Annotated in this window: 34 protein-coding genes and 1 tRNA gene; 30 read left to right on the top strand and 5 right to left on the bottom strand. The window is 54.4% G+C overall.

Translation table 11 applies throughout. The features are described from left to right. The first annotated feature begins 1 nt into the window (after position 1). The 25 genes from IV109_RS14650 (at position 2) to IV109_RS14530 (ending at position 15,976) form a co-directional block, all read left to right on the top strand. Positions 2 to 1,078, top strand: a complete 1,077-nt coding sequence (locus IV109_RS14650) for an ABC transporter ATP-binding protein (RefSeq protein ID WP_296697891.1) — start codon at positions 2 to 4, stop codon at positions 1,076 to 1,078. Then, a complete protein-coding gene (locus IV109_RS14645) occupies positions 1,075 to 1,968 on the top strand; it encodes a sugar ABC transporter permease (protein ID WP_296697888.1) in 894 nt (297 codons plus the stop codon). Before IV109_RS14650 ends, IV109_RS14645 begins: the two co-directional genes overlap by 4 nt. Beyond that, positions 1,961 to 2,773, top strand: a complete 813-nt coding sequence (locus tag IV109_RS14640) for a carbohydrate ABC transporter permease (RefSeq protein ID WP_296697885.1) — start codon at positions 1,961 to 1,963, stop codon at positions 2,771 to 2,773. The genes IV109_RS14645 and IV109_RS14640 overlap by 8 nt, the downstream gene beginning before the upstream one ends. Positions 2,774 to 2,785: 12 nt before the next feature. Continuing rightward, a complete protein-coding gene (locus IV109_RS14635; RefSeq protein ID WP_296697881.1) occupies positions 2,786 to 3,094 on the top strand; it encodes a DUF2160 domain-containing protein in 309 nt (102 codons plus the stop codon). Between the two features lie 95 nt (positions 3,095 to 3,189). Then, on the top strand, positions 3,190 to 4,920 hold the full coding sequence (locus IV109_RS14630) for an ABC transporter substrate-binding protein (RefSeq protein WP_296697878.1): 1,731 nt from the start codon (positions 3,190 to 3,192) through the stop codon (positions 4,918 to 4,920). 93 nt (positions 4,921 to 5,013) lie between these two features. Then, positions 5,014 to 6,609: a glycerol-3-phosphate dehydrogenase/oxidase gene (locus IV109_RS14625; protein WP_296697874.1), complete on the top strand. Its 1,596-nt coding sequence runs from the start codon at positions 5,014 to 5,016 to the stop codon at positions 6,607 to 6,609. Between the two features lie 321 nt (positions 6,610 to 6,930). Beyond that, positions 6,931 to 7,299: a 50S ribosomal protein L14 gene (gene rplN / locus IV109_RS14620; RefSeq protein ID WP_296697870.1), complete on the top strand. Its 369-nt coding sequence runs from the start codon at positions 6,931 to 6,933 to the stop codon at positions 7,297 to 7,299. 9 nt (positions 7,300 to 7,308) lie between these two features. Further along, positions 7,309 to 7,629, top strand: a complete 321-nt coding sequence (gene rplX, locus IV109_RS14615; RefSeq protein ID WP_296697865.1) for a 50S ribosomal protein L24 — start codon at positions 7,309 to 7,311, stop codon at positions 7,627 to 7,629. Positions 7,630 to 7,631: 2 nt separating this feature from the next. Beyond that, on the top strand, positions 7,632 to 8,171 hold the full coding sequence (rplE, locus tag IV109_RS14610) for a 50S ribosomal protein L5 (protein WP_296697862.1): 540 nt from the start codon (positions 7,632 to 7,634) through the stop codon (positions 8,169 to 8,171). 8 nt (positions 8,172 to 8,179) lie between these two features. Next, positions 8,180 to 8,485, top strand: coding sequence for a 30S ribosomal protein S14 (gene rpsN, locus IV109_RS14605; protein WP_296697858.1), 306 nt, complete (start codon positions 8,180 to 8,182; stop codon positions 8,483 to 8,485). Between the two features lie 18 nt (positions 8,486 to 8,503). Continuing rightward, positions 8,504 to 8,899 carry a 30S ribosomal protein S8 gene (gene rpsH / locus IV109_RS14600; protein WP_296697854.1) on the top strand — a complete coding sequence of 132 codons (396 nt, stop codon included), beginning with the start codon at positions 8,504 to 8,506 and terminating at the stop codon, positions 8,897 to 8,899. A 26-nt stretch (positions 8,900 to 8,925) separates the two neighbouring features. Next, the gene (rplF, locus tag IV109_RS14595; RefSeq protein WP_296697850.1) at positions 8,926 to 9,459 is read left to right on the top strand and encodes a 50S ribosomal protein L6; all 534 of its coding nucleotides are present in this window, start codon (positions 8,926 to 8,928) and stop codon (positions 9,457 to 9,459) included. 11 nt (positions 9,460 to 9,470) lie between these two features. Further along, positions 9,471 to 9,836 carry a 50S ribosomal protein L18 gene (gene rplR, locus IV109_RS14590; RefSeq protein ID WP_296697847.1) on the top strand — a complete coding sequence of 122 codons (366 nt, stop codon included), beginning with the start codon at positions 9,471 to 9,473 and terminating at the stop codon, positions 9,834 to 9,836. 17 nt (positions 9,837 to 9,853) lie between these two features. Continuing rightward, on the top strand, positions 9,854 to 10,378 hold the full coding sequence (rpsE, locus tag IV109_RS14585; protein ID WP_296697843.1) for a 30S ribosomal protein S5: 525 nt from the start codon (positions 9,854 to 9,856) through the stop codon (positions 10,376 to 10,378). Between the two features lie 14 nt (positions 10,379 to 10,392). Next, positions 10,393 to 10,575 (top strand): 50S ribosomal protein L30, encoded by a 183-nt coding sequence (rpmD, locus tag IV109_RS14580; protein WP_296697839.1) that lies wholly within the window; start codon positions 10,393 to 10,395, stop codon positions 10,573 to 10,575. Positions 10,576 to 10,585: 10 nt separating this feature from the next. Then, positions 10,586 to 11,017 (top strand): 50S ribosomal protein L15, encoded by a 432-nt coding sequence (rplO, locus tag IV109_RS14575; RefSeq protein ID WP_296697836.1) that lies wholly within the window; start codon positions 10,586 to 10,588, stop codon positions 11,015 to 11,017. A gap of 24 nt (positions 11,018 to 11,041) precedes the next feature. Further along, positions 11,042 to 12,352, top strand: coding sequence for a preprotein translocase subunit SecY (secY, locus tag IV109_RS14570; RefSeq protein ID WP_296697833.1), 1,311 nt, complete (start codon positions 11,042 to 11,044; stop codon positions 12,350 to 12,352). A 17-nt stretch (positions 12,353 to 12,369) separates the two neighbouring features. Beyond that, the gene (gene infA / locus IV109_RS14565; RefSeq protein ID WP_066705322.1) at positions 12,370 to 12,588 is read left to right on the top strand and encodes a translation initiation factor IF-1; all 219 of its coding nucleotides are present in this window, start codon (positions 12,370 to 12,372) and stop codon (positions 12,586 to 12,588) included. A 66-nt stretch (positions 12,589 to 12,654) separates the two neighbouring features. After that, a complete protein-coding gene (gene rpmJ / locus IV109_RS14560) occupies positions 12,655 to 12,768 on the top strand; it encodes a 50S ribosomal protein L36 (protein WP_084795560.1) in 114 nt (37 codons plus the stop codon). Between the two features lie 24 nt (positions 12,769 to 12,792). Next, a complete protein-coding gene (gene rpsM, locus IV109_RS14555) occupies positions 12,793 to 13,158 on the top strand; it encodes a 30S ribosomal protein S13 (protein WP_296697827.1) in 366 nt (121 codons plus the stop codon). Positions 13,159 to 13,177: 19 nt separating this feature from the next. Next, positions 13,178 to 13,582 (top strand): 30S ribosomal protein S11, encoded by a 405-nt coding sequence (gene rpsK / locus IV109_RS14550; protein WP_114972515.1) that lies wholly within the window; start codon positions 13,178 to 13,180, stop codon positions 13,580 to 13,582. 81 nt (positions 13,583 to 13,663) lie between these two features. After that, positions 13,664 to 14,287, top strand: coding sequence for a 30S ribosomal protein S4 (rpsD, locus tag IV109_RS14545; RefSeq protein ID WP_296697824.1), 624 nt, complete (start codon positions 13,664 to 13,666; stop codon positions 14,285 to 14,287). Positions 14,288 to 14,403: 116 nt separating this feature from the next. Continuing rightward, on the top strand, positions 14,404 to 15,393 hold the full coding sequence (rpoA, locus tag IV109_RS14540) for a DNA-directed RNA polymerase subunit alpha (RefSeq protein WP_296697820.1): 990 nt from the start codon (positions 14,404 to 14,406) through the stop codon (positions 15,391 to 15,393). Positions 15,394 to 15,477: 84 nt separating this feature from the next. Next, positions 15,478 to 15,876: a 50S ribosomal protein L17 gene (gene rplQ / locus IV109_RS14535; RefSeq protein ID WP_296697814.1), complete on the top strand. Its 399-nt coding sequence runs from the start codon at positions 15,478 to 15,480 to the stop codon at positions 15,874 to 15,876. 23 nt (positions 15,877 to 15,899) lie between these two features. Further along, positions 15,900 to 15,976 (top strand) — tRNA-Met (locus tag IV109_RS14530). A 263-nt stretch (positions 15,977 to 16,239) separates the two neighbouring features. On the opposite strand, the gene IV109_RS14525 is transcribed toward IV109_RS14530, so the two are convergent. Beyond that, entirely contained in the window at positions 16,240 to 16,350 is a 111-nt protein-coding gene (locus IV109_RS14525) for a DUF4113 domain-containing protein (protein WP_296697813.1), read from the bottom strand. Beyond that, positions 16,350 to 16,784 (bottom strand): hypothetical protein, encoded by a 435-nt coding sequence (locus IV109_RS14520; RefSeq protein ID WP_296697810.1) that lies wholly within the window; start codon positions 16,782 to 16,784, stop codon positions 16,350 to 16,352. The genes IV109_RS14525 and IV109_RS14520 overlap by 1 nt, the downstream gene beginning before the upstream one ends. A 182-nt stretch (positions 16,785 to 16,966) precedes the next feature. Between IV109_RS14520 and IV109_RS14515 the strand changes: the two genes are divergently transcribed. The 4 genes from IV109_RS14515 to IV109_RS14500 all read left to right on the top strand — a co-directional run bounded on the left by IV109_RS14515 (position 16,967) and on the right by IV109_RS14500 (position 21,638). Next, positions 16,967 to 17,212: a histone protein gene (locus IV109_RS14515; RefSeq protein WP_296697808.1), complete on the top strand. Its 246-nt coding sequence runs from the start codon at positions 16,967 to 16,969 to the stop codon at positions 17,210 to 17,212. A gap of 241 nt (positions 17,213 to 17,453) precedes the next feature. After that, positions 17,454 to 18,827, top strand: a complete 1,374-nt coding sequence (locus IV109_RS14510) for an alkaline phosphatase PhoX (RefSeq protein WP_296697804.1) — start codon at positions 17,454 to 17,456, stop codon at positions 18,825 to 18,827. Positions 18,828 to 19,063: 236 nt separating this feature from the next. Further along, positions 19,064 to 21,175, top strand: coding sequence for a polyphosphate kinase 1 (gene ppk1, locus IV109_RS14505; RefSeq protein WP_296698552.1), 2,112 nt, complete (start codon positions 19,064 to 19,066; stop codon positions 21,173 to 21,175). 1 nt (position 21,176) lies between these two features. Further along, positions 21,177 to 21,638: a histidine phosphatase family protein gene (locus IV109_RS14500; RefSeq protein WP_296697801.1), complete on the top strand. Its 462-nt coding sequence runs from the start codon at positions 21,177 to 21,179 to the stop codon at positions 21,636 to 21,638. 15 nt (positions 21,639 to 21,653) lie between these two features. On the opposite strand, the gene IV109_RS14495 is transcribed toward IV109_RS14500, so the two are convergent. The 3 genes from IV109_RS14495 to IV109_RS14485 form a co-directional block, all read right to left on the bottom strand. After that, a complete protein-coding gene (locus tag IV109_RS14495; protein WP_296697797.1) occupies positions 21,654 to 22,058 on the bottom strand; it encodes a hypothetical protein in 405 nt (134 codons plus the stop codon). Between the two features lie 116 nt (positions 22,059 to 22,174). Continuing rightward, a complete protein-coding gene (ppk2, locus tag IV109_RS14490; protein ID WP_296697792.1) occupies positions 22,175 to 22,975 on the bottom strand; it encodes a polyphosphate kinase 2 in 801 nt (266 codons plus the stop codon). A 28-nt stretch (positions 22,976 to 23,003) separates the two neighbouring features. After that, complete coding sequence (locus tag IV109_RS14485; RefSeq protein WP_296697789.1) at positions 23,004 to 25,013, bottom strand: EAL domain-containing protein; 2,010 nt, start codon at positions 25,011 to 25,013, stop codon at positions 23,004 to 23,006. A gap of 347 nt (positions 25,014 to 25,360) precedes the next feature. Here IV109_RS14485 and IV109_RS14480 point away from each other — a divergent pair, with 347 nt between their 5' ends. Then, complete coding sequence (locus IV109_RS14480) at positions 25,361 to 26,182, top strand: PEP-CTERM sorting domain-containing protein (protein ID WP_296697786.1); 822 nt, start codon at positions 25,361 to 25,363, stop codon at positions 26,180 to 26,182. The last annotated feature ends 26 nt before the right edge of the window (positions 26,183 to 26,208 follow it).

Genomic DNA, 26,208 nt, shown 5'->3' with positions numbered 1-26,208 from the left:
CATGGCACGCATTGAACTTGATCTGGCCCACGCTTACAAGCGGGACCCCAAGCAGGACAGCGACTACGCCTTGCTGCCCTTGAAGATGACATTTGAAGATGGCGGCGCGTATGCCCTGCTCGGACCCTCGGGCTGTGGCAAGACCACCCTGCTCAACATCATGTCGGGGCTGGTCACTCCCTCGCAGGGCAATGTCCTGTTTGATGGCCGTGACGTCACCAAGGCATCGCCGCAGCAGCGCAACATTGCCCAGGTGTTCCAGTTCCCGGTGATCTACGACACCATGACAGTGGCGGAAAACCTGGGCTTTCCCCTGCGCAACCGCAAACTCCCCAAAGAGCAGATCAAAAAGCGGGTGGGCGAAATCGCTGAAATGCTGGAGATGAGTGGGCAGTTGAACCAGCGCGCCGCAGGGCTGGCCGCTGACGCCAAGCAAAAAATATCGCTGGGTCGCGGCCTGGTTCGCCCTGACGTGTCGGCCGTCCTGTTTGATGAGCCGCTGACCGTCATTGACCCTCACCTCAAGTGGCAATTGCGCCGCAAGCTCAAGCAGATTCACCACGAACTCAAGCTCACGCTGATCTATGTGACACACGACCAGGTTGAAGCGCTGACCTTTGCCGACCAGGTGGTCGTGATGACCCGGGGCCGCGCGGTACAGGTTGGTTCCGCTGCCGATTTGTTCGAACGGCCAAGCCACACTTTTGTGGGTCACTTTATCGGTTCTCCGGGCATGAATTTTCTGCCGGGTCAGGTGGATCAGGACGGTTTTCATCTGGCGGGTCGTACGCTGCCATTGCCTGCGGGGCGCATTCTGTCATCCGGGGATATCAAGTTGGGGATACGCCCGGAGTACGTGGCGCTGTCATCAGCCCATGACGCCGGCGCCCTGGAGATGAAGGTGTCGCAGGTTCAGGACGTTGGAACCCATGTCATGTTGACTGCCGGCGTTGGTGGTCACACGCTCAAAGCCCGCTTGTCCGCCGATGCCGCGCAGTTGCTGCCAGGTGACCTGGTCTGGCTCAAGGTCATGGGCGAGCACAGCTGTTTCTATAAAAACGAGGAGATCGTGGCATGAGCACCACCACCAAACCGGTGAACCAAAAAGCCTGGTTTTTGATTCTGCCCATGTTGATCTGCGTGGCGTTCTCGGCCATTTTGCCCTTGATGGTCGTGGTCAACTATTCCGTGCAGGACATCATCTCGCCGGAGCGCCGGGTTTTTGTCGGCACCGAATGGTTCGCTGCCATCATGCGCGATGAGGAGCTGCATGGAGCCTTGTGGCGACAGCTCATTTATTCTTTCTCGGTGCTTGCCGTCGAGCTGCCCCTGGGCATTCTTCTGGCGCTGTCCATGCCGGCCCACGGCTGGAAGTCCTCTGCCGCTTTGGTGATTGTTTCCCTGTCCTTGCTGATTCCCTGGAACGTGGTGGGCACGATTTGGCAAATCTTTGGGCGCACCGATATCGGCTTGATGGGTGCGGCGCTTCTGGGCCTGGGTATCGACTACAGCTACACCGGCAATCCGATCCACGCCTGGCTCACTGTGCTGCTGATGGATGTGTGGCACTGGACGCCTCTGGTTGCCCTTCTGGGGTATGCGGGTCTGCGCTCCATCCCGGACGCCTACTACCAGGCCGCCAGCATTGACGGCGCCAGCAAGCTCGATGTGTTCTGGTACGTGCAGCTGCCCAAGATGCGCGGCGTGTTGATGATTGCTGTGCTCCTGCGCTTCATGGACAGCTTCATGATCTACACCGAGCCCTTTGTGCTGACCGGTGGCGGACCGGGCAACTCGACGACCTTCCTGTCGCAGTTCCTGACGCAAAAAGCCGTGGGGCAATTTGATCTGGGCCCTGCAGCGGCGTTCTCCCTGATCTATTTCCTGATCATCTTGCTGATGTGTTTTATCTTGTACAACTGGATGCAGCGCGTAGGCACCCAGGAGAAGGAGGGTGGCCATGAATAAGCCCAAATTTCAGAAGCGCTCGCTGTTCATGCTGGCGTATGTGGTTTTCGCCCTGTTGCCCATCTACTGGATGGTCAACATGTCTTTCAAGACCAACAACGAGATCCTGGCCGGGTTCTCCCTGTTTCCCGAGCACTTCACCTGGGACAACTACAAGACGATCCTGACTGACCCCGCGTGGTACTCGGGCTACATCAACAGCCTGATCTATGTCGGCATCAATACCGTGATTTCCCTGACCGTGGCCTTGCCAGCGGCGTATGCGTTTTCGCGCTACAGCTTCCTTGGCGACAAGCATGTGTTTTTCTGGTTGCTGACCAATCGCATGACGCCACCCGCCGTGTTCCTGTTGCCATTTTTTCAGCTCTACACCTCGGTGGGTCTGATGGATACCCATATCGCTGTGGCCCTCGTGCACCTGTTGTTCAACGTGCCTCTGGCGGTCTGGATTCTGGAAGGATTCATGAGTGGCATCCCGAGGGAAATTGATGAAACCGCCTACATCGATGGCTATTCATTCCCCCGGTTTTTTCTCACGATCTTCCTGCCTTTGATCAAGGCCGGTGTTGGCGTCGCGGCATTTTTCTGCTTCATGTTCAGCTGGGTCGAATTGCTCCTGGCCCGTACCCTGACCAGTGTGAACGCCAAGCCGATTGCCGCCACCATGACCCGCACGGTATCCGCTTCAGGCATGGACTGGGCCACCCTGGCTGCAGCCGGTGTTCTGACCATTGTGCCGGGCGCGATCGTGATCTGGTTTGTTCGTAACTACATCGCGAAGGGTTTCGCGATGGGACGCGTTTGAGAGGAGATCAACATGTTCGATTGGATGGCGTGGACCACCCCTGTGGCTGTATTTTTTTCCTGCATCGTGCTGATGCTGTTCGGTATGACCGTCTGGGAGATGAAATCCCCCACCACGCTACGCCGGGGATTTCTTCCCATGGAAACCACCCGTGGTGACCGGCTGTTCATTGGTTTGCTGGCAGCCGCCTACGTCAACCTGACGTTTGTCGGGCTCAGTGGAAAGCTGATGCAGTGGATGAGCCTGGAGACGGAACCGTCGATCTGGATCAGTTTTCCGATCTCCATGGCCCTGCTCGCGCTGATCATGCGCAAAGGCTAGCGCGATTTCACTTTTATTAACAAGGACCGGCTTGTTTCCCCTGGAGCCGTAGCAGCCTTTCACACAGGGGTTTATTAGACCTGAGGAGATTGACAATGAAATTGAGATATTCCGTATTGGCGGTGGCTGTCGCCTGCGCCGTGGGCAGTCAGGGTTGGGCTGATGAAGCCGCTGCGAAGAAATGGATCGATAGCGAGTTCCAGCCTTCGACCCTGTCCAAGACCCAGCAGGCCGCAGAGATGAAATGGTTTATCGATGCTGCGAAAAAGTTGCAGGCCAAAGGCGTGAAGGAAATCTCGGTGGTGTCCGAGACCATCACCACGCACGAATACGAGTCCAAGACACTTGCCAAGGCGTTTGAAGAGATCACCGGCATCAAGGTCAAGCATGACCTGATTGGCGAGGGCGACGTGGTCGAGAAGCTGCAGACTTCCATGCAATCCGGCAAGTCCATCTATGACGGCTGGATCACGGACTCTGATCTGATTGGAACCCACTACCGCTACGGCAAGATACTGAACCTGACCGACTACATGACCGGCGCAGGCAAGGAGTGGACAAATCCTGGGATTGATATCAAGGATTTCATCGGCACCAGCTTCACGACCGCACCCGACGGAAAACTGTACCAGTTGCCTGACCAGCAGTTCGCCAATTTGTACTGGTTCCGTGCCGACTTGTTTGATCGCGCCGACCTGAAAGCCAAATTCAAGGCCAAATTCGGATACGACCTGGGCGTCCCCTTGAACTGGAGTGCCTACGAAGACATCGCTGAGTTCTTCACCAATGACGTCAAGAACATTGACGGCAAGCCAATCTATGGCCACATGGACTACGGCAAGAAAGATCCATCGCTGGGCTGGCGTTTTACCGATGCCTGGCTGTCCATGGCCGGCTCTGCCGATATCGGCATCCCGAATGGCAAGCCGGTTGACGAGTGGGGCATCCGTGCCTCGGCTGACGGCTGCACCCCACAGGGCGCTTCGGTTGCACGTGGTGGCGCAACCAACTCGCCGGCAGCCGTCTATGCCCTGACCAAGTACATCGACTGGATGAAGAAGTACTCGCCCAAGGAAGCCATTGGCATGACCTTTGGTGAAGCGGGTCCCGTGCCGGCACAGGGGCAAATTGCCCAGCAGATCTTCTGGTACACCGCGTTCACGGCCGACATGGTCAAGCCAGGCCTGCCCGTGGTCAATGCAGACGGCACACCCAAGTGGCGCATGGCACCGGGCCCGAACGGCCCGTACTGGAAACAAGGCATGCAAAACGGTTACCAGGACGTGGGCTCATGGACTTTCTTCAAGGACCACGACGCCAACAAGGTGGCTGCGGCATGGCTGTACGCCCAGTTCGTGACGGCCAAGACCACCTCGCTCAAGAAAACCACCGTGGGCCTGACCCCGATCCGCGAAAGCGACATCAAGTCCGCCGCCATGACCGCCATGGCTCCCAAATTGGGTGGACTGGTGGAGTTCTACCGCAGCCCGGCCCGTGTGGCCTGGACCCCTACCGGAACCAACGTGCCTGACTATCCCAAGTTGGCACAGCTGTGGTGGAAAAATGTGGCGGTGGCTGTCACGGGCGAAAAAACTCCCCAGGCGGCCATGGACAACCTGGCCAACGAAATGGACGACGTGATGGGTCGCCTGGAGCGCTCAGGTATGGCCGTGTGCCCACCCAAACTCAATGCCAAGTCGGACCCCAGCAAATGGCTGAGCGACAAGGGTGCACCATGGAAGAAGTTGGCGAACGAAAAGCCCAAGGGCGAAACCATTGCCTACGACACACTGCTGAACGCGTGGAAAAACGGTAAAACACGTTAATCGGCTCTGTGAAAACTTAAATGCTCTAAAGGTCGGCCGTGTGAGCAAATCTGCCACACGGCCTTTTCTTTTACAAGACAAATGGCTACAAAAATGCTGCCCCAATTGACCCGTCGTGAAGACCTTATCTCCCAGTTGGCAAAGGGAGAAACCTATGACATCGCCGTTGTCGGGGGCGGGGCGACGGGCCTTGGCGTGGCTTTGGATGCCGCTGCTCGCGGCTTCAGGGTGATATTGGTCGAGTCCCATGATTTCGCCAAAGGTACCTCCTCACGTGCAACCAAGCTGGTTCACGGCGGTGTGCGCTACCTTGCCCAAGGGAACATTTCGCTGGTGCGCGAGGCCTTGCACGAACGAACGACCTTGCTGAATAACGCGCCACACCTGGCGCAACCGCTTCCTTTCATCATGCCCTCCTACAAGTGGTGGGAAACCCCCTTCTATGGCATTGGCCTGAAGATGTATGACGCTCTGGCAGGCAAGGCCGGCTTGGGCAAAACCGAATTCTTAAATCGCGATGAGACCCTGGATTTGTTGCCTACCGCGCGCCCCTTGGGCCTGCAGGGTGGCGTCAAATACTGGGATGGGCAGTTCAACGATGCCCGGTTGGCATTGGCGTTGGCGCGCACAGCGGCGTCCAAAGGTGCTTTGCTGGTCAACTATTGCCGTGCCGAAGATCTTCTCTACGAGGCGGGCAAGGTAGCGGGGCTGGTCTGCGAAGATACGCAGACGGGCCAGCAATACCCCGTCAAGGCACGTTGTGTTGTCAATGCCGCTGGCGTCTGGGTCGATGAACTCCGTCAGAAGGATGGCGCGGTCAGTGGCGCCATGGGCAATCGCCCCACCAAACCGATGGTGGCGCCCAGCCAGGGCGTCCACATCGTGGTGGACCGCGAGTTTCTGGGGGGCGATGTCGCCCTGATGGTGCCGAAAACAGCTGACGGACGAGTCTTGTTCGCAGTTCCCTGGTTGGGCAAGGTCATCCTGGGAACGACCGATACACCGCGCAACGATTTGGCCCGCGAGCCACTTCCATTCAAGGAGGAGGTGGAGTTCATTCTGACTGAATCGGCTCGCTATCTGAGTCGAGCCCCCAAGCGTGCCGATGTCAAAAGTGTCTGGGTGGGCCTGCGCCCGCTCGTCAAGCCGCAGGACGACGACGGTGACAGCACCAAAGGCATCAGCCGCGAGCACACGGTGTTGGTCAGCCGCAGTGGGCTGGTGACGGTGACCGGTGGCAAGTGGACCACCTACCGCGCCATGGCCGAGGATGTACTGGACAAGTGCGCAGAAAAATCATTGCTCGAAAAACGCAGGAAAGGCGTCACCACCCATTTGAAGCTGATCGGCGCCAACATTCCCCAGGCGCAGATCCGCTCCATCTGCATGCCGCCAGGCCTGCATTCTTATGGAGATGAGCAGCCGAAGGTGATGGAGATGCCGGGCTCGCGCAATACCTTATGTGAGGGCTTGACCGAGGGAATGGTCCGTTTTGCCGCCCGCTATGAATACGCCATCAAGGTCGAAGACGTTTTGGCGCGCCGCTCACGGTTGTTGTTTCTAGACGCCCGCCTGGCCAGTTCAGTCGCAGCCAAAGTGGGTGAAATACTTTTGCAGGAAACCGGCATAGACCCTGAGGTGAATCCGTTTCTGGCGCTGTCCGAGCACTATTTGCGCCTTCCGGAATAGTCGAGGCGACGCGTTTTTGAACGAATTTCCTAGAAAAATCCCTCAATTCGCCCGATGGCGGAGTCCATGAGGCTCAAATATCCACATATTTCGGTCTCTGGTGCGTTTTATTTGCAAATGCCGCACTAAATCTTGTTGACGAGGGATTTAAAGTTCGGCATAATCGTGGGCTTCGCTTGAAAAAGTATGAAGTATCTGCCCAAAGGATGCAATGTGAGTGGTTCATGTTGCGGACGACGGGCCCAAGACTGATTGGGAATTTTGATCGCCGGCTTAATGCGGGTGGGTTGATCTTCCTGGTGCAAGTTGGGAATAATTGAAATGATCCAAGCTGAATCTCGATTAGAAGTTGCCGACAATACTGGCGCAAAGTCCGTCCTGTGCATCAAGGTGCTGGGTGGGTCCAAGCGTCGCTATGCAAGTGTTGGCGATCTCATTAAAGTGAGTATTAAAGAGGCTGCTCCGCGTGGTCGCGTCAAAAAAGGCGAGATCTACAGTGCGGTAGTGGTTCGTACGGCCAAGGGAATTCGCCGTGGCGATGGCTCTTTGGTTAAATTTGACGGCAATGCGGCAGTGTTGCTGAATGCCAAATTGGAGCCGATTGGCACCCGTATCTTTGGACCGGTTACGCGTGAATTGCGTACTGAAAAGTTCATGAAGATCGTGTCTTTGGCTCCTGAAGTTTTGTAAGGACGCGCCATGAACAAGATTCGCAAAGGCGACGACATCATCGTGCTGACTGGGCGCGACAAGGGAAAGCGCGGCAAAATTGCCTTGCGCAAGGATGATTCCTATGTGCTCGTCGAGGGTGTCAATGTTGTAAAAAAACATACCAAACCAAATCCTCTCAAGGGTGCGGTTGGTGGCATCGTTGAAAAATCCATGCCGATTCATCAGTCCAATGTGGCCATTTTTAATGCTGCTACTGGCAAGGCTGATCGTGTGGGCATCAAGTTGCTGGCTGATGGTAAGCGCGTGCGCGTTTACAAATCCAGCGGTGAAGAAATCAAGGTGGCATAAGCATGGCTCGTTTGCAACAACACTATCGCGAAAAAGTCGCGCCAGATCTGATGGCCAAGTTTGGCTACACCTCTGTGATGCAGGTTCCGCGTCTTACCAAGATCACCCTGAACATGGGTGTCAGTGAGGCCGTTGCCGACAAGAAGGTTATGGATCACGCTGTGGGTGATCTGACCAAAATTGCGGGCCAGAAGCCTGTGGTTACCAAATCCAAGAAGGCTATTGCGGGTTTCAAGATCCGTGAAGATCAGGCCATTGGTTGCATGGTAACTTTGCGTGGCGTGCAAATGTTCGAGTTTCTCGATCGTTTTGTGACGGTTGCGTTGCCGCGTGTTCGCGACTTCCGTGGTATTTCCGGTCGTGCGTTTGATGGCCGTGGTAACTACAATATCGGCGTCAAAGAGCAGATTATTTTCCCTGAAATTGAATATGACAAGGTGGATGCCTTGCGTGGTCTCAATATCAGTATCACCACAACGGCCAAGACCGATGAAGAGTGCAAGGCACTGCTCGCGGGTTTCCGTTTCCCGTTCAAGAACTGAGGTGACCCGTGGCTAAAATGGCTTTAATTCAGCGCGAACTCAAGCGCGACAATCTGGTTGCCAAGTACGCGAAAAAACACGCGGAGCTCAAAGGCATTGCCAATGACGCAAAGCGTAGCGATGAAGAGCGTGCCGCAGCCCGTTTGGGCTTGCAAAAGCTCCCGCGCAATGCAAATCCGACGCGTCAGCGTAACCGTTGTGCAATCACTGGTCGCCCTCGCGGCACGTTCCAGCACTTTGGTCTGGCGCGCGCAAAAATTCGTGAAATGGCTTTTGCAGGGGAAATCCCCGGCATAGTCAAGGCCAGCTGGTAAGCGGTAGGAGACATATATATGAGCATGAGTGATCCCATCGCCGACCTGTTGACACGCATCCGCAATGCGCAAATGGTGGCAAAAACTACTGTGAGCGTGCCCTCTTCCAAAGTGAAGGTGGCGATTGCGCAAGTGTTGAAAGACGAAGGCTACATTGATGGCTACAAAGTGAAAACCGAAGGCGGAAAGCCTGAGCTTGAAATCGCTTTGAAGTACTACGCTGGTCGCCCTGTTATTGAGCGTATTGAGCGTGTGAGCCGTCCAGGCCTGCGTGTATACCGTGGCAGTGATGCCATTCCCCAAGTTCAAAACGGTCTTGGTGTGGCAATTGTCACAACACCCAAGGGCGTCATGACTGATCGCAAAGCGCGCGCATCCGGTGTCGGTGGCGAAGTGCTCTGCTACGTCGCCTAAAGCGTGACATTGAGGAGAAACTGAAAATGTCACGTATTGGAAAAATGCCCGTTGCCGTCCCCGCAGGTGTGGACGTGTCGATCAAGGATGATCAGATCAGTGTGAAAGGTACCGGCGGTACTTTGCAACTGACCCAGAACTCCTTGGTGAAGGTGAGCAGTGATGCAGGCAAGCTGAGCTTCTTGCCTGCCAATGACTCCCGTGAAGCCAATGCCATGAGCGGCACCATGCGTCAGCTGGTGAATAACATGGTTATCGGTGTCACCAAGGGCTTCGAGAAAAAGTTGAGCCTCATTGGCGTGGGTTACAAGGCCCAGGCGCAAGGTGCAAAGCTGAACCTCACCGTTGGTTACTCCCATCCTGTCAATAAAGACATGCCGGCCGGAATCACTGTCGCAACCCCCACCCCCACGGAAATCGTGATCAAAGGTGCGGATCGTCAGCGTGTGGGTCAGGTGGCTGCCGAGATTCGTGCAATTCGTCCTCCCGAGCCTTACAAGGGCAAGGGTATCCGCTACGCGGACGAAAAAATCACGATCAAAGAAACCAAGAAGAAATAAGGAGCTGCAAAATGTTGACCAAAAAAGAGCAGCGTCTTCGCAGAGCGCGTCAAACCCGAATTCGGATCGCCACTCAAGGCGTTGCCCGCTTGACGGTAAATCGTACCAATTTGCACATTTATGCCAGCGTGATTTCTGGCGATGGTGGCAAGGTCCTCGCAAGTGCATCGACGGCAGAAGTCGAAGTGCGCAAGGCTTTGGGTGGTTCGGGCAAGGGCGGCAACGTCGCTGCAGCCCAGGCCATCGGCAAACGCCTGGCTGAAAAAGCGAAGGCAGTTGGCGTAGAAAAAGTCGCATTTGATCGAGCAGGTTTTGCGTACCATGGCCGCGTTAAAGCGTTGGCTGATGCGGCACGTGAAGCTGGCTTGCAGTTCTAAGCAGATCGGAAATAAAGATGGCTAAAGTACAAGCGAAAATGCAGGGTAAGGCTGAAGGGCCTGAAGACGGTCTGCGTGAGAAAATGATCGCGATCAATCGCGTTACCAAGGTGGTCAAGGGTGGCCGTATTCTTGGTTTCGCCGCATTGACTGTGGTGGGTGATGGCGAAGGCCGCGTTGGCATGGGTAAAGGCAAATCGAAAGAAGTGCCTGCAGCTGTGCAAAAGGCGATGGAAGAAGCCCGCCGCAACATGACCAAGGTGTCGCTCAAAAATGGTTCGATTCACCACAAGGTGATGGGTCAGCATGGTGCTGCTGCTGTCATGATGGCGCCGGCCCCCAAAGGTACGGGCATCATTGCTGGCGGTCCAATGCGCGCAGTCTTTGAAGTCATCGGCATCACAGACATCGTGGCGAAAAGCCATGGTTCAACTAATCCCTACAACATGGTTCGTGCCACTCTGGATGCGCTTTCCCATGCTACGACTCCGTCGCATGTGGCAGCCAAGCGTGGCAAGACGGTTGAAGAGCTCTTCGTTTAAGCGGGAGTTTGAAAATGACGACACAACAAACAGTCAAAGTGCAATTGGTTCGTAGCCCCATCGGCTGCAAGGAATCGCACCGTGCCACAGTTCGTGGCCTTGGTCTTCGCAAGATTCGCAGCACAAGCGAACTCGTGGATACGCCCGAGGTCCGCGGCATGATTAACAAGATCAGTTACCTGGTCAAAGTGCTCTAAGAGGTTGATGATGGAACTCAATGGCATCAAGCCCGCTGATGGTGCAAAGCACTACAAGCGTCGCGTCGGTCGTGGTATCGGCTCTGGCATCGGTAAGACAGCTGGTCGTGGCCACAAAGGTCAAAAGTCCCGCGCCGGTGGTTATCACAAGGTTGGTTTTGAGGGCGGTCAAATGCCCATGCAGCGTCGTCTGCCAAAGCGTGGCTTCAAATCCCATTTGCTGAAGTTCAATGCAGAGGTAACTCTGACGGCATTGGAGAAGCTGGGCGCTGCTGAGGTGAATCTGGTGAGCCTTAAACAAGCTGGCTTGGTTGGTGAAATCGCGAAAGTCGTGAAGATCATCAATACAGGGGCTATCACCAAAGCGGTGAAACTTACGGGTATTGGTGCAACGGCTGGTGCTAAAGCTGCTGTTGAAGCGGCTGGCGGAAGCTTCGCCTGAACTGCGAACTGAAAGACTTTAAAAGTGGCAACTAACACGGCACAACTGGCAAAAACTGGAAAATTCGGTGATCTTCGTCGCCGTCTTGTCTTTTTGTTGCTCGCGCTGGTCGTGTACCGTGTGGGTGCGCATATTCCGGTTCCTGGAATTGACCCTGCACAGTTGCAGCAGTTTTTCAAAGGTCAGCAAGGCGGTATCTTGGGCATGTTCAACATGTTCTCCGGTGGTGCCTTGTCCCGTTTCACAATTTTTGCATTGGGAATCATGCCGTACATATCGGCGTCGATCATCATGCAGTTATTGACCTATGTCCTCCCTGCTTTTGAGCAGTTGAAGAAGGAGGGCGAGGGTGGTCGTCGCAAGATTACGCAATACACGCGTTACGGAACTTTGGGTTTGGCTTTGTTTCAGTCCATGGGTATCGCTCTTGCGTTGGAAAGCTCGGCTGGACTGGTGATTGCTCCGGGATTTGGATTTCGCATGACTGCGGTCGTGACCTTGACGGCAGGCACACTGTTTTTGATGTGGTTGGGCGAGCAGATTACCGAACGTGGTTTGGGTAATGGAATCTCGATCCTGATTTTTGGTGGTATCGCTGCTGGCTTGCCGAATGCGATTGGTGGTTTGCTGGAGTTGGTGCGCACCGGTGCAATGAGCATCATTGTTGCGCTGTTCATTGTGATCGTTGTGGCGTTGGTTACCTACATAGTTGTTTTTGTAGAGCGCGGGCAGCGAAAGATTTTGGTGAATTACGCCAGGCGTCAGGTTGGGAACAAGGTTTATGGTGGGCAGTCTTCCCATCTGCCTTTGAAGCTGAATATGGCAGGCGTCATTCCTCCCATCTTTGCATCTTCCATCATCCTTTTGCCGGCGACCGTTGTAGGTTGGTTCAGTACAGGTGAGTCAATGCGTTGGTTGAACGACATTGCCAGCTCCTTGTCGCCAGGACAGCCGATTTACGTGATGTTTTATGCGGCCGCGATCATATTTTTCTGCTTTTTTTATACCGCCCTGGTGTTCAATAGCCGCGAAACGGCAGACAACTTGAAGAAAAGCGGTGCTTTTATTCCAGGCATTCGTCCGGGTGATCAGACGGCCAAATACATTGACAAAATTTTGCTTCGCCTCACATTTGCTGGTGCGATTTATATAACGCTGGTTTGCTTGCTGCCCGAGTTTTTGATTCTGAAATACAACGTTCCGTTTTACTTCGGTGGTACCTCTCTTTTGATCATTGTGGTCGTGACCATGGATTTCATGGCGCAAGTGCAGAACTACATGATGTCGCAGCAGTATGAATCGCTGTTGAAGAAGGCAAATTTCAAGTCTTCATAAGGCGGTTTATTAAAAGTATGTCAAAAGACGATGTTATTCAGATGCAGGGAGAGGTGGTCGAAAACCTGCCAAACGCGACATTTCGCGTGAAGCTTGAAAACGGCCATGTTGTGTTGGGTCATATTTCCGGAAAGATGCGCATGCATTACATCCGTATTCTTCCTGGTGACAAGGTCACCGTAGAATTGACCCCCTACGATTTGACCCGGGCACGGATTGTATTCAGGGCTAAGTAACAGTAATGGCTTGTGTTCCTCGCGATGTAATGCAGAGGACGCAGCGAACAGTTTTAGGAGAATGAAATGAAGGTTTCGGCTTCGGTCAAGAAAATTTGCCGTAACTGCAAGGTAATTCGGCGCAAGGGCGTTGTGCGCGTGATCTGTACAGATCCGCGTCACAAACAGCGCCAGGGTTAATTGCAAGAGTTTTAGAGGACGAAAATGGCACGTATCGCTGGCATCAATATTCCGCCGCAACAGCATTCCGAAATTGGCCTGACAGCCATCTTTGGAATCGGTCGCACCCGCGCACGCAAAATTTGCGAAGCTTGTGGCATCGCTTATTCCAAGAAGGTCAAAGATTTGACTGACGGGGATCTGGAAAAAATTCGCGACCAAATCGCGCAGTTCACTATCGAAGGTGACTTGCGTCGTGAAACAACAATGAACATCAAGCGTTTGATGGACATTGGTTGTTATCGCGGGTTCCGTCACCGTCGTGGGCTGCCCATGCGTGGTCAACGCACGCGTACGAATGCCCGCACCCGCAAAGGCCCCCGTAAGGCTGCTGCTTCACTGAAGAAATAACAGGCATTGAAAGACGACTATGGCAAAAGCTCCCGCCAATAACGCGGCCCAACGTGTCCGTAAGAAAGTTCGCAAGAATGTTGCAGATGGCGTAGCGCACGTCCACGCATCATTCAACAACACCATCATCACGATTACGGACCGTCAGGGCAACGCTTTGTCGTGGGCCTCATCGGGTGGTCAAGGTTTCAAGGGTTCACGCAAATCCACACCATTCGCAGCCCAAGTGGCTTCGGAAGTTGCTGGTCGCGCCGCCATTGAACAGGGTATCAAAAACCTTGATGTTGAAATCAAAGGTCCTGGCCCCGGTCGTGAATCTTCGGTTCGCGCCTTGGCAGCCTTGGGTATCCGTATCAACATGATTGCAGATGTGACGCCGGTGCCGCACAACGGTTGCCGTCCACAGAAGCGTCGTCGCATCTAATTTTTAACAAGCCCACCGCCACTGGTTCTGCGCCGGTGGCTCCCGCATTAATGTGCGGCAGATGACATAAAGGAAGTTCAAGTGGCACGCTATCTAGGCCCCAAAGCCAAATTATCCCGCCGTGAAGGCACTGACCTGTTTCTGAAGAGCGCCCGTCGCGCCATCGGAGACAAGGCCAAGTTCGATTCGAAGCCAGGCCAACACGGCCGGACTTCTGGTGCTCGTACATCTGACTACGGTCTGCAGCTTCGCGAGAAGCAAAAGGTCAAGCGCATGTATGGCGTTTTGGAGAAACAGTTCCGACGTTACTTTGAAGAGGCTGATCGCCGCAAAGGAAACACTGGTGCGAACTTGTTGTCTTTGCTGGAATCCCGTTTTGACAACGTTGTCTATCGTATGGGTTTCGGTTCTACCCGTGCTGAAGCGCGTCAGCTGGTTTCCCACAAGGCCATGACGGTGAATGGAAAGAGCGTGAATATTCCGTCCTACATGGTTAAAGCCGGTGATGTCATTGCTGTTCGTGATAAGTCGAAGAAGCAAAATCGTATTGCCGAGGCGCTTCAATTGGCTCAACAAGTCGGTATGCCGGCATGGGTTGAGGTAAGCATCGACAAGGCCGAAGGTACATTCAAGTCCGTTCCGGATCGTGACCAGTTCGCAGCTGACGTCAACGAGTCCCTGATCGTTGAGTTGTACTCGCGTTAATCGCTGGTCGCACGTTTTTTCAATCGAAATCGTTCCTGAGGCGTGGGGCACTGCGACTCAGGTGCTTCACCAGCCTTACCGGTGTAACGAGCCGGGGGTATTGAGAGGAAGTCTGCATGCAAAATAGTCTACTGAAACCTAAAGCAATCAATGTAGAGCAGTTGGCACCTAATCGCGCCAAAGTTGCTCTGGAGCCGTTCGAGCGCGGCTACGGCCATACGTTGGGTAATGCATTGCGTCGGGTTTTGCTGTCGTCAATGTCGGGTTACGCCGCTACTGAGGTCACGATTGCGGGTGTGCTTCACGAATACTCTTCGATCGACGGCGTGCAGGAAGATGTCGTCAACATCTTGCTGAATCTCAAGGGTGTGGTGTTCAAGCTCCACAACCGTGATGAAGTCACGCTGAGCCTGCGCAAGGATGGCGATGGTATCGTCACCGCCAGTGACATCCAGACCCCCCATGATGTCGAGATCATCAACCCTGATCATGTTATTGCTCATTTGTCGCAAGGCGGCAAGCTTGACATGCAAATCAAGGTTGAAAAAGGCCGTGGCTATGTTCCTGGCACCATGCGCCGTCACGCCGATGAGCCAACCAAGTCAATTGGTCGTATCGTATTGGACGCCTCGTTTTCTCCCGTGAAGCGTGTTAGCTACACCGTCGAGAGTGCACGCGTCGAGCAGCGTACCGATCTGGACAAGCTGGTGGTTGAAATTGAAACCAACGGCGCAATTTCGGCTGAAGATGCAGTTCGTGCATCTGCGCGAATTTTGGTGGAGCAACTGGCTGTGTTCGCGCAGTTGGAAGGCAGCGAGCTTGCCGCATTTGATGCGCCAGCACCTCGCGGCAATACGCAGTTTGATCCAATCCTGCTGCGTCCTGTTGACGAACTCGAATTGACAGTTCGTTCTGCGAACTGTTTAAAAGCCGAAAACATCTATTACATTGGTGACCTCATCCAGCGTACAGAGAACGAGTTGTTGAAGACTCCAAATCTGGGGCGCAAGTCACTCAATGAAATCAAGGAAGTTCTTGCTTCCCGCGGTCTGACTTTGGGCATGAAGCTCGAAAGCTGGCCTCCAGCAGCGCTCGAAAAGCGTTGATTTTTCAGAGTCTCCCAAAGAGGGACTCAGTGCCACGGGCAGTACCTGATACGGCTGCCTGTTAAATATCTAAAGGAAAGCACCATGCGTCACGGACACGGACTACGTAAACTCAATCGCACAAGCTCGCATCGCTTGGCGATGCTTCGCAACATGATGAACTCGCTCATCGAGCATGAAGTCATCAAGACTACAGTTCCAAAAGCCAAGGAACTACGTCGTGTCATCGAGCCGATGATCACTTTGGCTAAAGAGGCTACTGTAGCTAATCGTCGCCTGGCTTTTGATCGTCTGCGTGACCGCGATAGCGTGGTCAAGTTGTTCGACAATCTGGGCCCACGTTTTAAAACTCGCCCAGGTGGCTACACCCGCATTTTGAAAATGGGTTTCCGCGTTGGTGACAATGCGCCGATGGCTTTGGTGGAATTGGTTGATCGTCCTGTTGCAAATGAAATTGCAGCGGATTCTGCACCAGCAGCATAAGTAGGTTATAATTCAAAGCTTGACGCGGAGTGGAGCAGCCTGGTAGCTCGTTGGGCTCATAACCCAAAGGTCGTTAGTTCAAATCTAGCCTCCGCAACCAACAAGTAAGCGGTTTCCGCTGACAGCAAACGCCCACTTAATGTGGGCGTTTCGCTTTCTGGCCCAGACTTGGCCCAAAACTGGCCCATATTTGGCCCATACATTTCAGACCCTTTGAATTTTGACCATTGGGTAATGGCCCACGATGTCGAACGCAAGAATGATCCATAAAAGATGGGTTTACTCCATCTGACGCAAAAAGCGTAACCTTGCTCGGCAGCCAGCGCTCCAAGCCATCGGACCGAGCAGTGCCCTGGGATCAATTTAAGCTCTAGCCACCGGAATATCCTCCCACTTGGTCGTGTACCCCGGCGTTCTGCGCTCTTGCTTCACCGACCAAACCCGTCGATCACCCTCCAATCCAGCACTGCCCATCAGCACGGTGCCCTTGCCGTACGTTGGTTCAGTCCATCCAGCGCCGTCATCAGCTGGGGGCGGTCCTCGCCATGGTCATCCTCCAAGTCGAGTTCACCCTGTTGTTGATGATCCGCTTGCAGGTCCAGCAATATGACACCCGCCTTGGCGTACTTGAACCCATCCCGGTAGATGCTCTTCAAGGCGTTCAGGGCCGCATGGACGATGGCTGCGGTATCTGCACTGGGGCGTCGCAGCGGTAGCACCGCCGAGCGGCTGTATTGAGGTTCCGACCTGAATGGGCTGGTGCGGATAAATACCAATACCTGGCCGGTCTGGCTGTGCTGCTTGCGAACCTTCTCTGCCGCTCGGGACGCAAACTCGGTGACCGCCTCGCAAAAACGATTTGTAGGACCTAAAACCAAACGTGTAAAACGTCTGGTTTGTAGTCTCATAACCCAGCATCATAGAAATTCAAGACAAGGGAAGTGGGAAAAAATACTTGAGACAATAGCGCACTGGTGAAATTTTGAAACCAGTGACATAAAAAGGAAATTTGAAAATGGCAATTGCGAAAAAAACGGCCGCCCCCAAGGCTGCAACAGCGTCCAAAAAAATAACGACTCCTGCGAAAGCAATGAAGCCAGTTGCCAAAGCGTTGGTGAAGAAGGCTCCTGTCTCCAAGTCGGCCAAGGCGATTGCAAAACTCAGTGCAAGCATCGCCAAGCTGACTGAGCGCAAAGACAAAATCAATGCAGAAATCCAGGCTTTGCGTGATCAGCGTGCTGCCTTGAAAGCTGTGCCAGTGACCACCGCACCAGTGGCCCCAAAGGCCAAAGCTGCTGCGCCCAAGAAAGCGGCCAAGGTTGCCAAGAAGAAATAACTTTCTTTGGCGTCGCTGCTTCGCTACAGAAAAGACCCTTCGGGGTCTTTTTCAATTGAGGGATCCATGGTGAGTTGTTGAGCTGCGCAAACACCTCCAGAATGAAGCGGCATGAGCCGTACGGCGCATATTTTTGGGATCAGGCTGCAATAGCTATGAAACACTGACTTGATATCGTTGTCCACGTTAGCTGCTTGAATTCGGTACAGGCGCAACTTATTCACGTTAAAGGATCTTGTTCATGAAGTTAAAGAAATTGTCGCTCGTCATGGCTATGGCGCTAATCGGTTCGGCCGCCTTCGCGGACGGCACCGCATTTGGTAATTTCAAACCGATGACTGGCGATGTTGGAGCCGGCACTCTGCCTGAAGCCGCGCCTTACAAATTGTCATCCCCTCACTTCAGTCAAATGACCATCGTGGCCCGCGATGTGAACCAGACGGATCGGTTCGACAGCGGCAACTACGACATGCACACCGCGAACGAGAACGGCCCCGATGCCGGCCGCTACCTGTTCACCGTGTACGAGACCGGCCAAGCTGGCATTCAGCGCACCGATTTGCGCACCATGCTCACTACCACCATCTGGTCAGCACCCGCACCGGGCAGCCACGTGGCCTTCGATGCCTCCCGTTGGACTCCATGGGGCAGCTTCCTCACGGCGGAGGAGTCCTGGAGCGATGCGGGTGGCCCCGTGAGCAAGTACGGCCGCTTGTTTGAAGTGACCAATCCGCTTGCCAATCCGGCGGATATCAACATGGTGCATCGGGACATCTTGCCGCGTGTATCGCACGAAGGCTTGGCATTCGACAAAAAGAACAATCTGTACTTCATCGACGAGCGCAACAACAGCCACATTTTCAAGTTCACATCTGCCAACCCCCATGCATCCAACGGGGACGACTTCTTCGCGGCTGGCCAGACCTTCGTGCTGCGCGTTGGTGACGGATCGGTTAAGGAGGCCACCGGCGCTGCCACCTGGATTGCGCTGACCAATGCCAACGGTGTCGCTCTGCCCGGTGCGGTGATCGTGACCGATCCAAACGGACTGACTGCCATCGACGGCCGTGCCACTCCGAAACTGCCAGCCTTTCTGGGTACCAAGTTTGATCGTCCTGAAGACATTGAAATCAAGACCTTGAAAAACGGCAAGCAGATGCTGTTCGTGGCGACGACCACCAACAACAAGGTATTTTCCATTGATCTGGGCAATGACATGGTCAAGCTGTTCGTCAGCCGTGACACGAAGGACATGGCCACCGGCCAGCCGGTTGGCAGCGCCTTCAGTAGCCCCGACAACCTGGCAATCGATGCCGATGGCAATATGTACATCGTCGAAGACCAACCCGGTGGCGTAGAAGACATCTGGTTTGTGAAAGATGACGACAATGACGGTGTGGCCGAAGCCGTTGGCAAGTGGGCCAGTCTATCGACCGTCGGGGCGGAAAGCACCGGTTTGTACTTCGACAAATTCAAGCCGAATGTCGCTTACATCAACGTGCAGCATCCTGACAGCGGGGTTGATCGAACTATCATGATCACTGCGCCGTGCCCGGATAAAAAAGGCAATAACGGCCACCATTCTGGCCATGACAAGGGTCACGACAAGGACTGAATGAGCCCCTCAGTTCAGAGTATTCCCTTCGTCGTCGCCAGGACTGATGGCGCATGAAACCAAGCCCTGCAGGCGCAAACTTGCAGGGCTTCTTTTTTGACTACACCCAGCTCAGGCGCCAGCCGCGCCTGCCTGTTGATGTCGGGCGGCCATCAGTCGGGAGGATTGTCACACTGTTGACACAAATAAGGCGAATAATCGACTGTATTTTTCGACGATTGAAACTAGTTTTGTTGATTCCCGCGTCACCCTCCTCGTCGTCTGCCGCTCCTCCGATAGTCAAACTTCTTGACCGCGACCATAGCATCCTTGCGTTCAATGAGCGGGTGCTGGATTGGGGCTATCGCAAGGAAGTTCCTCTTCTGGAGAGACTGCGCTTCCTGTCGATTGTGTCTTCCAATCTGGATGAGTTTTTCGAAGTTCGAGCCGAGCCGCACCTGGTGGCTAACCAGCGCAGAGATGACAAAGGGCTTTTCACTGCCGAATCGTTTGACCGGCTTGCACGCGCTGCGCACAATTTGGTTGCACGCCAGTATGCGCTGTACAACGATGATCTGCTGCCCGCCCTTGAAAAACAGGGCATCAGGATCATTTCTCACGGTGAGCGCAATTCGTCACAGCGGCGTTGGGTCAAACAGTATTTCGAACGTGAAGTGCGTCCCTTGTTAATTCCTGTTGGACTGGATCCCTCCCATCCGTTCCCGCAGGTGGCCAACAAGTCGCTCAACTTCATTGTGCGCCTGGGTGGCAGGGATGCGTTTGGGCGCGAAAACGACATTGCCATTGTCAAAGTCCCGCGTGTACTGCCGCGAATGATTGGCATGCCGGCCCATGTTGTTGGGAGTGGCAATGCGTTCGTTTCATTGTCCAGTGTGATTCGCGCCCATCTGTCTGAACTATTTCCCGGTCGCGAAGTGGGGCAGTTCTCGCAGTTTCGGGTTACCCGCCATTCTGACTTGGCTGTGGACGAGGACGATGTGAAGAATTTGCGCACGGCATTGCGACAAGGTCTGGAGCACCGCCATTTTGGTCAGGCGGTGCGGCTTGAGGTGTCTGCCGGGTGTTCTGAGCACCTGTCGGCTTTTCTTCGCAAGCAATTTGATTTGCCAGAGCAGGCCCTGTTTCGTGTTCCCGGACCGGTGAATCTGGTCCGCTTGGCGCAATTGCTGGACCTGGTGCATGCTCCGCACCTTTGTTTTCCTTCCTATCGTTCATGCTACCCGACGCAACTCACGCCGGGGCTATCGGTCTTTGATCAACTGAAACGTGGCGATGTATTGATTCATCAGCCTTTTGAGAGTTTCGGTGGGGTATTGGCGTTTTTGCGTGAAGCGGTGAACGACCCCCAGGTGCTGGCGATCAAGCAGACCATTTACCGCACAGGTCGTGACTCCGAGCTCATGGACCTTCTCCGGGAGGCTGTGCGTCGCGGGAAAGAAGTGACCGTGGTTGTGGAGTTGAAGGCCCGGTTTGATGAGGAGGCCAACATTAACTGGGCTGAGATGCTGGAGTCGATTGGGGCGCAGGTCCTCTACGGCGTGGTGGGACTAAAAACCCACGCCAAGATGATGGTGATTACCCGCCGCGAGGGGCATCAGCTTAAGCGCTACGCTCACCTTTCCACCGGCAATTACAACCCCAGCACCGCGCGCCTATACACGGACTGGAGTCACCTGACGGCTGATGCAGCACTCACTGCTGATCTGGAGAATGTATTCGTTCATTTGGCCAGTCACAGCCGCTTGCCCAGACTGAACCGGGTGCTTCTGGCGCCGTTTTACCTGCATCGCAAGTTGGTCGAAAAGATCGGAAGTCTGGCCGCTGCAGCAGCTTCTGGCGGGGTGGGACGCATTGTTGCAAAGATGAATGCGTTAACGGATGAGGCACTCATTCATGCACTGATTCGTGCCGGCCAGAGCGGCGTCAAAATTGACCTCATCGTGCGGGGTGCCTGTATGTTGCCGGCGCAAGTGCCGGGGGTCACAGACAACATCCGTGTGCGATCGGTGATTGGCCGTTTCCTGGAACACTCGCGCGTTTTTTACTTCCGGCGTGATGATGTGGAAGAGCTCTATCTCTCCAGTGCAGACTGGATGAATCGCAACATGATGCGTCGGGTCGAACTCGCCTGGCCGGTGACGGACCCGATGCAGCGCCAGCGCATCGTGGATGAGGAGCTGGTTGCGTATCTGCATGATGGCGTGGACGCCTGGGATTTATTGCCCGATGGAACCTATGCACGTGTCAAGCCCGATGGCGGTCGACCGTCGCATGGTGCGCAAGCGGCTTTGATGGCGCGTTACACCGCGCAAGATGATGATGGGCAATTCGGTGGGCGAGGGAGTTGATATGGACCTCATCTTGTGGCGACACGCCGAGGCGCACACATTGCTTGAGGGTGGCAATGAAATGGCGCGCTCGCTTACCTCACGCGGAGAAAAGCAGGCCGCACGCATGGCGAGTTGGCTTGATCGCCAGTTGCCTGAATCGACGCGTATTTTGGTTAGTCCGGCTCGTCGTACCGAGCTGACTGCTATGGCGCTGAGCCGAAAATACAAAATATGCCCCGAACTGGCGCCTGATGGCAGTGTTGCCCAATTGCTTGAGTTGGTGCAATGGCCTGAGGCGAAAGGGTGTGTACTGGTTGTGGGCCATCAGCCCACGACAGGCCAGACCATTGCCCAGTTGCTGGGCTTGAACAGCTCCGAATGCACGGTGAAAAAAGGAGCTGTCTGGTGGCTGCGCCATCGGGAGCGAGAGGCGCACTCACAAACAGTGGTAGTCACCGTGCAGACGCCGGAAATGCTTTAACCCCGATGTGTTTGATCAGTTCGCTTTGGTTTTTGTAGGGCGACCGGTCTTGATCACTGGCACGGCCTTTAACGCGGCTTCAAACGCCGAGTCCGACATCGCAGCCAATGCCTTGATTCCTGCCCGGATCAACTCACTTTTTTTCGCGGAACTGGCCAGCTTGCCTGCGCGTTGTTTGAGCTCATCCAGCACCGCGTATTCAGCCTTTGGGATGGTGAAGCTGTCGCGGACCAGCTTCGGCTTTTTCACCTTGATTGGTTTTTCGGTTTTGGGCTGTACGGCAACCGCGATTGCCCGTTTGGCGGGCACTTTAACGACCACAGGTCCCGCAGGCGCAGTCCCGCTTCGGGATGAAGCGGGGGTGGGTGCAACTGCCTTTTTTGCCTTGGCAACGGCGACTGATTTTGCTGTTGTAACCATAAGAGATACCTTTCAAAATAAACTGTATATACAGTTTATATCGTTTATCCGAGTGTCGTCAAGGCGTGCTGTCGACGCGCATCTCAGACAACCCCAATCGCGCGCCATCCAATCCGTTACTTTGCCGCCGCGATGGGCTTGAAAGGTGTGTCAAATCGCTCGCGCAGCGGCTCATGGCCAAGCGGCGGGAAATCAATGCGAATCTCTGGAACCTGCCGCTCCGGGATCTGATCGAGCAGGTGGCGGATCAGCGTGAGTCGACCACGCCGCTGATCGTTAAAGTCAACCAGCGCCCAGGGCGCGCCCTCTTTATGTGTGGCTTCCAGCATGGTGTCTCGGGCAAGGCCGTATTCCGCGTATTTCTCACGCGCCTGCACGTCAATGGGACTGAGTTTCCAGCGCTTGAGCGGGTCGGCCAATCGTTCAGCGAAACGTTCTTCCTGATGCACTTGGTCGACGGTCAACCAATACTTGAAGAGAAGAATACCGTCGTCGAGCAGCATCTTTTCAAATACCGGGGCTTGCGCCAGGAAGACCTTGGCTTCGTCTTCCGAGCAGAAGCCCATGACCCGTTCGACACCGGCGCGGTTGTACCAGCTCCGGTCGAAAAGTACGATCTCACCGGCCGACGGCAAGTGTGGCACGTAGCGCTGGAAATACCATTGTTTTTCCTCTCGGTCGCTTGGTTTTGCGAGCGCCACGATACGGCACTGGCGTGGGTTCAGCGTCTCAGCCATTGCCGTGATGACACCACCTTTGCCGGCGGTATCACGCCCCTCAAACACCACTACAAGGCGCTTGCCTGTGTGCTGCAGCCAGCGTGCCAAGTCATTGAGCTCAAGCTGCAACGCGGCGAGCTTCTCGTAGTATTCATTCTTGCCGAGCTTGTCGGACTTGTCATTTTTCGACTTTGTCATCGACCAATCGTACCGGAGTCGGATAGTTTCAACAATCTCTGACGTGTCCAGCATGCGCCACACTCGGCATGCGTTGGCGATGAGATGAGCACCAATCGAATAGATCCGCAGCTGGCATGGGGCGAGCGTGAAAGTATCCCTGTATTTCATCGCATTCACATGCACTTGTCTGCGCATGCTCGGCTGCAGTCTCAACGCCCTCGGCAGTGACTTCCAGCGAGAGACTTCTTGCAAGCGATACGATAGCTTGCACGATGGATTTATTCGCGGGCATATTTTCGATTTCGCGAACAAAGGACTGATCAATTTTCAGGCGATCAAAAGGAAAGCGTTGCAGGTAGCTGAGGTTTGAAAAACCTGTCCCGAAATCGTCGATGGACAGTTTGACCCCGATTCGCTTGAGTTCGCGCAGCGTGTTCAAAACACCGTCTGCATGATGCATGGCTATGTTCTCTGTCAACTCAAGCTCGATGCAGCTCGGATCAACTTCTGTTTGTTGAATCGTCGTGCGGACTATGTCGATGAAATCATCGCGTCTAAACTGCATGGCAGAAATATTGATTGCCATGCGTAGCGGCGGCTCCCGGCGCAAAGACCAGGCGCGTTGCTGGCGGCAAGCCTCATGCATGACCCAGTTGCCAATGTCCACAATCATCCCGGTATCTTCAGCTATGCCAATAAAGGCCGAAGGTAGCAGCAGGCCGCGTGTTGGATGTTGCCAGCGTACCAGTGCTTCAACGCCGACAATATTCCCGTTTGCCACGCTGATTTGCGGTTGGTAGTGCAAGACCAGTTCCTGGCGTTGAACGGCTTGTCGCAGGTCTGCCTCAAGCGACAAGTGGTCCATGGAATGCATGGAAAGTCCTGGTCTATAGGCTTTGTATGAATTCCGACCAGTTGTTTTCGCTTCATACATCGCAGCATCAGCTTTTGCCAGTAGATTGCCACTTTCCTGCTCATCGCGGGGATATATAACAATGCCAATGCTGGCCGTGATGAACAGCTCCCGATCAAGAATTCTGAAGGGGATTGCAAAGGATTCAACGACTCTTTGTGCGGTAATGTCAGCGTCGCCGGGATGATCCAGCTTCTGCAAAAGAACCGCGAACTCATCGCCGCCCAGTCTCGCCACGGTGTCATTGCCACGAATACAGGATTCCAGGCGCTCCGCTACTGCTTGGAGGAGGATGTCGCCAAAGCTGTGCCCCATGGTGTCGTTGATTTGCTTGAAGCGATCCAGATCGATAAACATCACTCCGACCAGGTGTTCGCCGCGATCGGAATGGCGGCAAGCCATTTGCAAGCGATCGTTCAGCAGCATGCGATTCGGAAGGCGCGTGAGCTGATCGTAGTGCGCCAAGTAATAAAGTTCTGCCTGTTTGCGTTGCGTAATTAGATTGAGCAAGCCATGTCCATTACCAACACCCAGGTACTTTCCATCCTCGGTAACAATAAATCCGCTGACCATGTGCTGCATACCCGCATCAATGATGATCGCCGCCACGTCATCTATGCTGGTAGCGGAGTCAACCACGATGGGTTGCTTGTTGATTCCCGCTGTCGACTCGCCCAATTGATCGAGCCGCTTTCTTCCAAATAGCTCATTGGAATACAGGCGACTGAAGTATTCCGTATACGCATGCCGTTCGATCAGTGCGCATGGCGAACCAGCCGAATCGATTACCGGGAGGGCGCGAAGATTCGCGTCCTCCAGAAACAAAGTCAAAACGTCGCCGCACAGCATGCTGCCAAGCACCGGTATCAGAACCTGATGCAACTGCCTCACAGAGGTTGCGGTGTGCATATCTCTGGACTCTAAAAAGGCGGATTTCGAAAAGACGGGTCTTTTGGGGTGAACCCCAGATGGCGACGTCGCCGGCTCATTGAGCAATTGCACGAGATCGGATTCTTTTATAGACATGGGTGAATGGAGCATGAGGGGAAAGTATTGCAGGCCAATCATGAGGACGACCCGATGCTCTGTGCTGCTGTCCAGCACTTTAGTTCTTTCAAGTGACATGAAGATGAACCACCACATTAATTTTCGTAGGCCGTTTGGATGTTGATGAGTGCAGATCGCTTTGGGGTGACTTCGGGAATAGGCGTCTGCGTGTGCGCAGCAAGTGCAATGTGACAGTTGATGCCCTGCGCGATACGCGTCCATTCGGACTACCAGATTTTCATTTTTAGATGAATTGATTTAACTTTCCCGGGTTAACTTCAGTCGACAGGCAAGCGCATTGAAAAGCGGCGTTCTTCTCAATCACCAATTTTTCGGCTCAACTTCAAGGATCGATCATGGGTAAAGAAACTATGAGTGTTGCAGCCTCTGTCGCTGCTGCTGTATTGGCCCTTTTCAGCGGCGACTCCTTTGCGGCCAATCCTGTGGCAACGCTGCACATTCAGCAGTCGGATGGACGGAGTTGGACGGAGAACGTCACGGGTCTGCTGGTGGTGGATGCGCAGAATAATTTTTCCTTGAAACAAGGGGGCGGTACAACAGATTTTTTCCAGAATGGGCAGTTTGTGAATGCCGTCGACACGGCGAGTCATCCCGACTACTGGCAATGGAAATCCGATGCCGCAACGGGTGTCAATTACTGGGGGTGGCACAGTGCTGAAACGCTCAACGGCAGCACGCCTGTCAGCACCGACGCAAGCAACCCATGGATGTCGGTTTTGCGCCTGAACAACGTCAGTGGCCATGGGGACCCGGATCTGTCTTATGCAGTTTCGGCGGTAAACAACAACACATACACCCAGACATACACATTCGCCGTGGGGGAGGAAATTTTCCCAACCGTCAATTCGGCAAACATTGTGCATGCGGACATTGCGGGGGGGCTGACGACCAAAGACGGCAACGTTACGATTTCTCCGTTTGGCAGCAGCACGGCCATTCAACAGTTTCAACTCTCAGCTGACAACGGTGCCACATTTTTCACTGCAGGTGTGGATGTAGGGCCTCAGGCTTCTGCGGCCGGTACAGCGACTTACGGAACCTATGCCGCTGATGCGTCTGGCCCCACGGGGCAAACATGGAATTACATGCAGATCGTCAGCAAATTTACTTTGACGGGAAAGGATAGTGCCAGCCTGGTTGGGTTTGCCTCAATCACCCCCGTGCCGGAACCAGAATCCTACTCCATGCTACTGGTTGGCCTGGGACTGATGGGCTTTATGGCGCGCCGCTGCAAGAGAGCGTGAATTTGACGTTGGCTTGTAAAGGGGCA

This window comes from Rhodoferax sp. (assembly GCF_018780565.1).
Lineage (GTDB): Bacteria > Pseudomonadota > Gammaproteobacteria > Burkholderiales > Burkholderiaceae_C > Rhodoferax.
The sequence above is the reverse complement of the archived record's forward strand: the minus strand, read 5'-3'. Positions and strand labels throughout refer to the sequence as shown.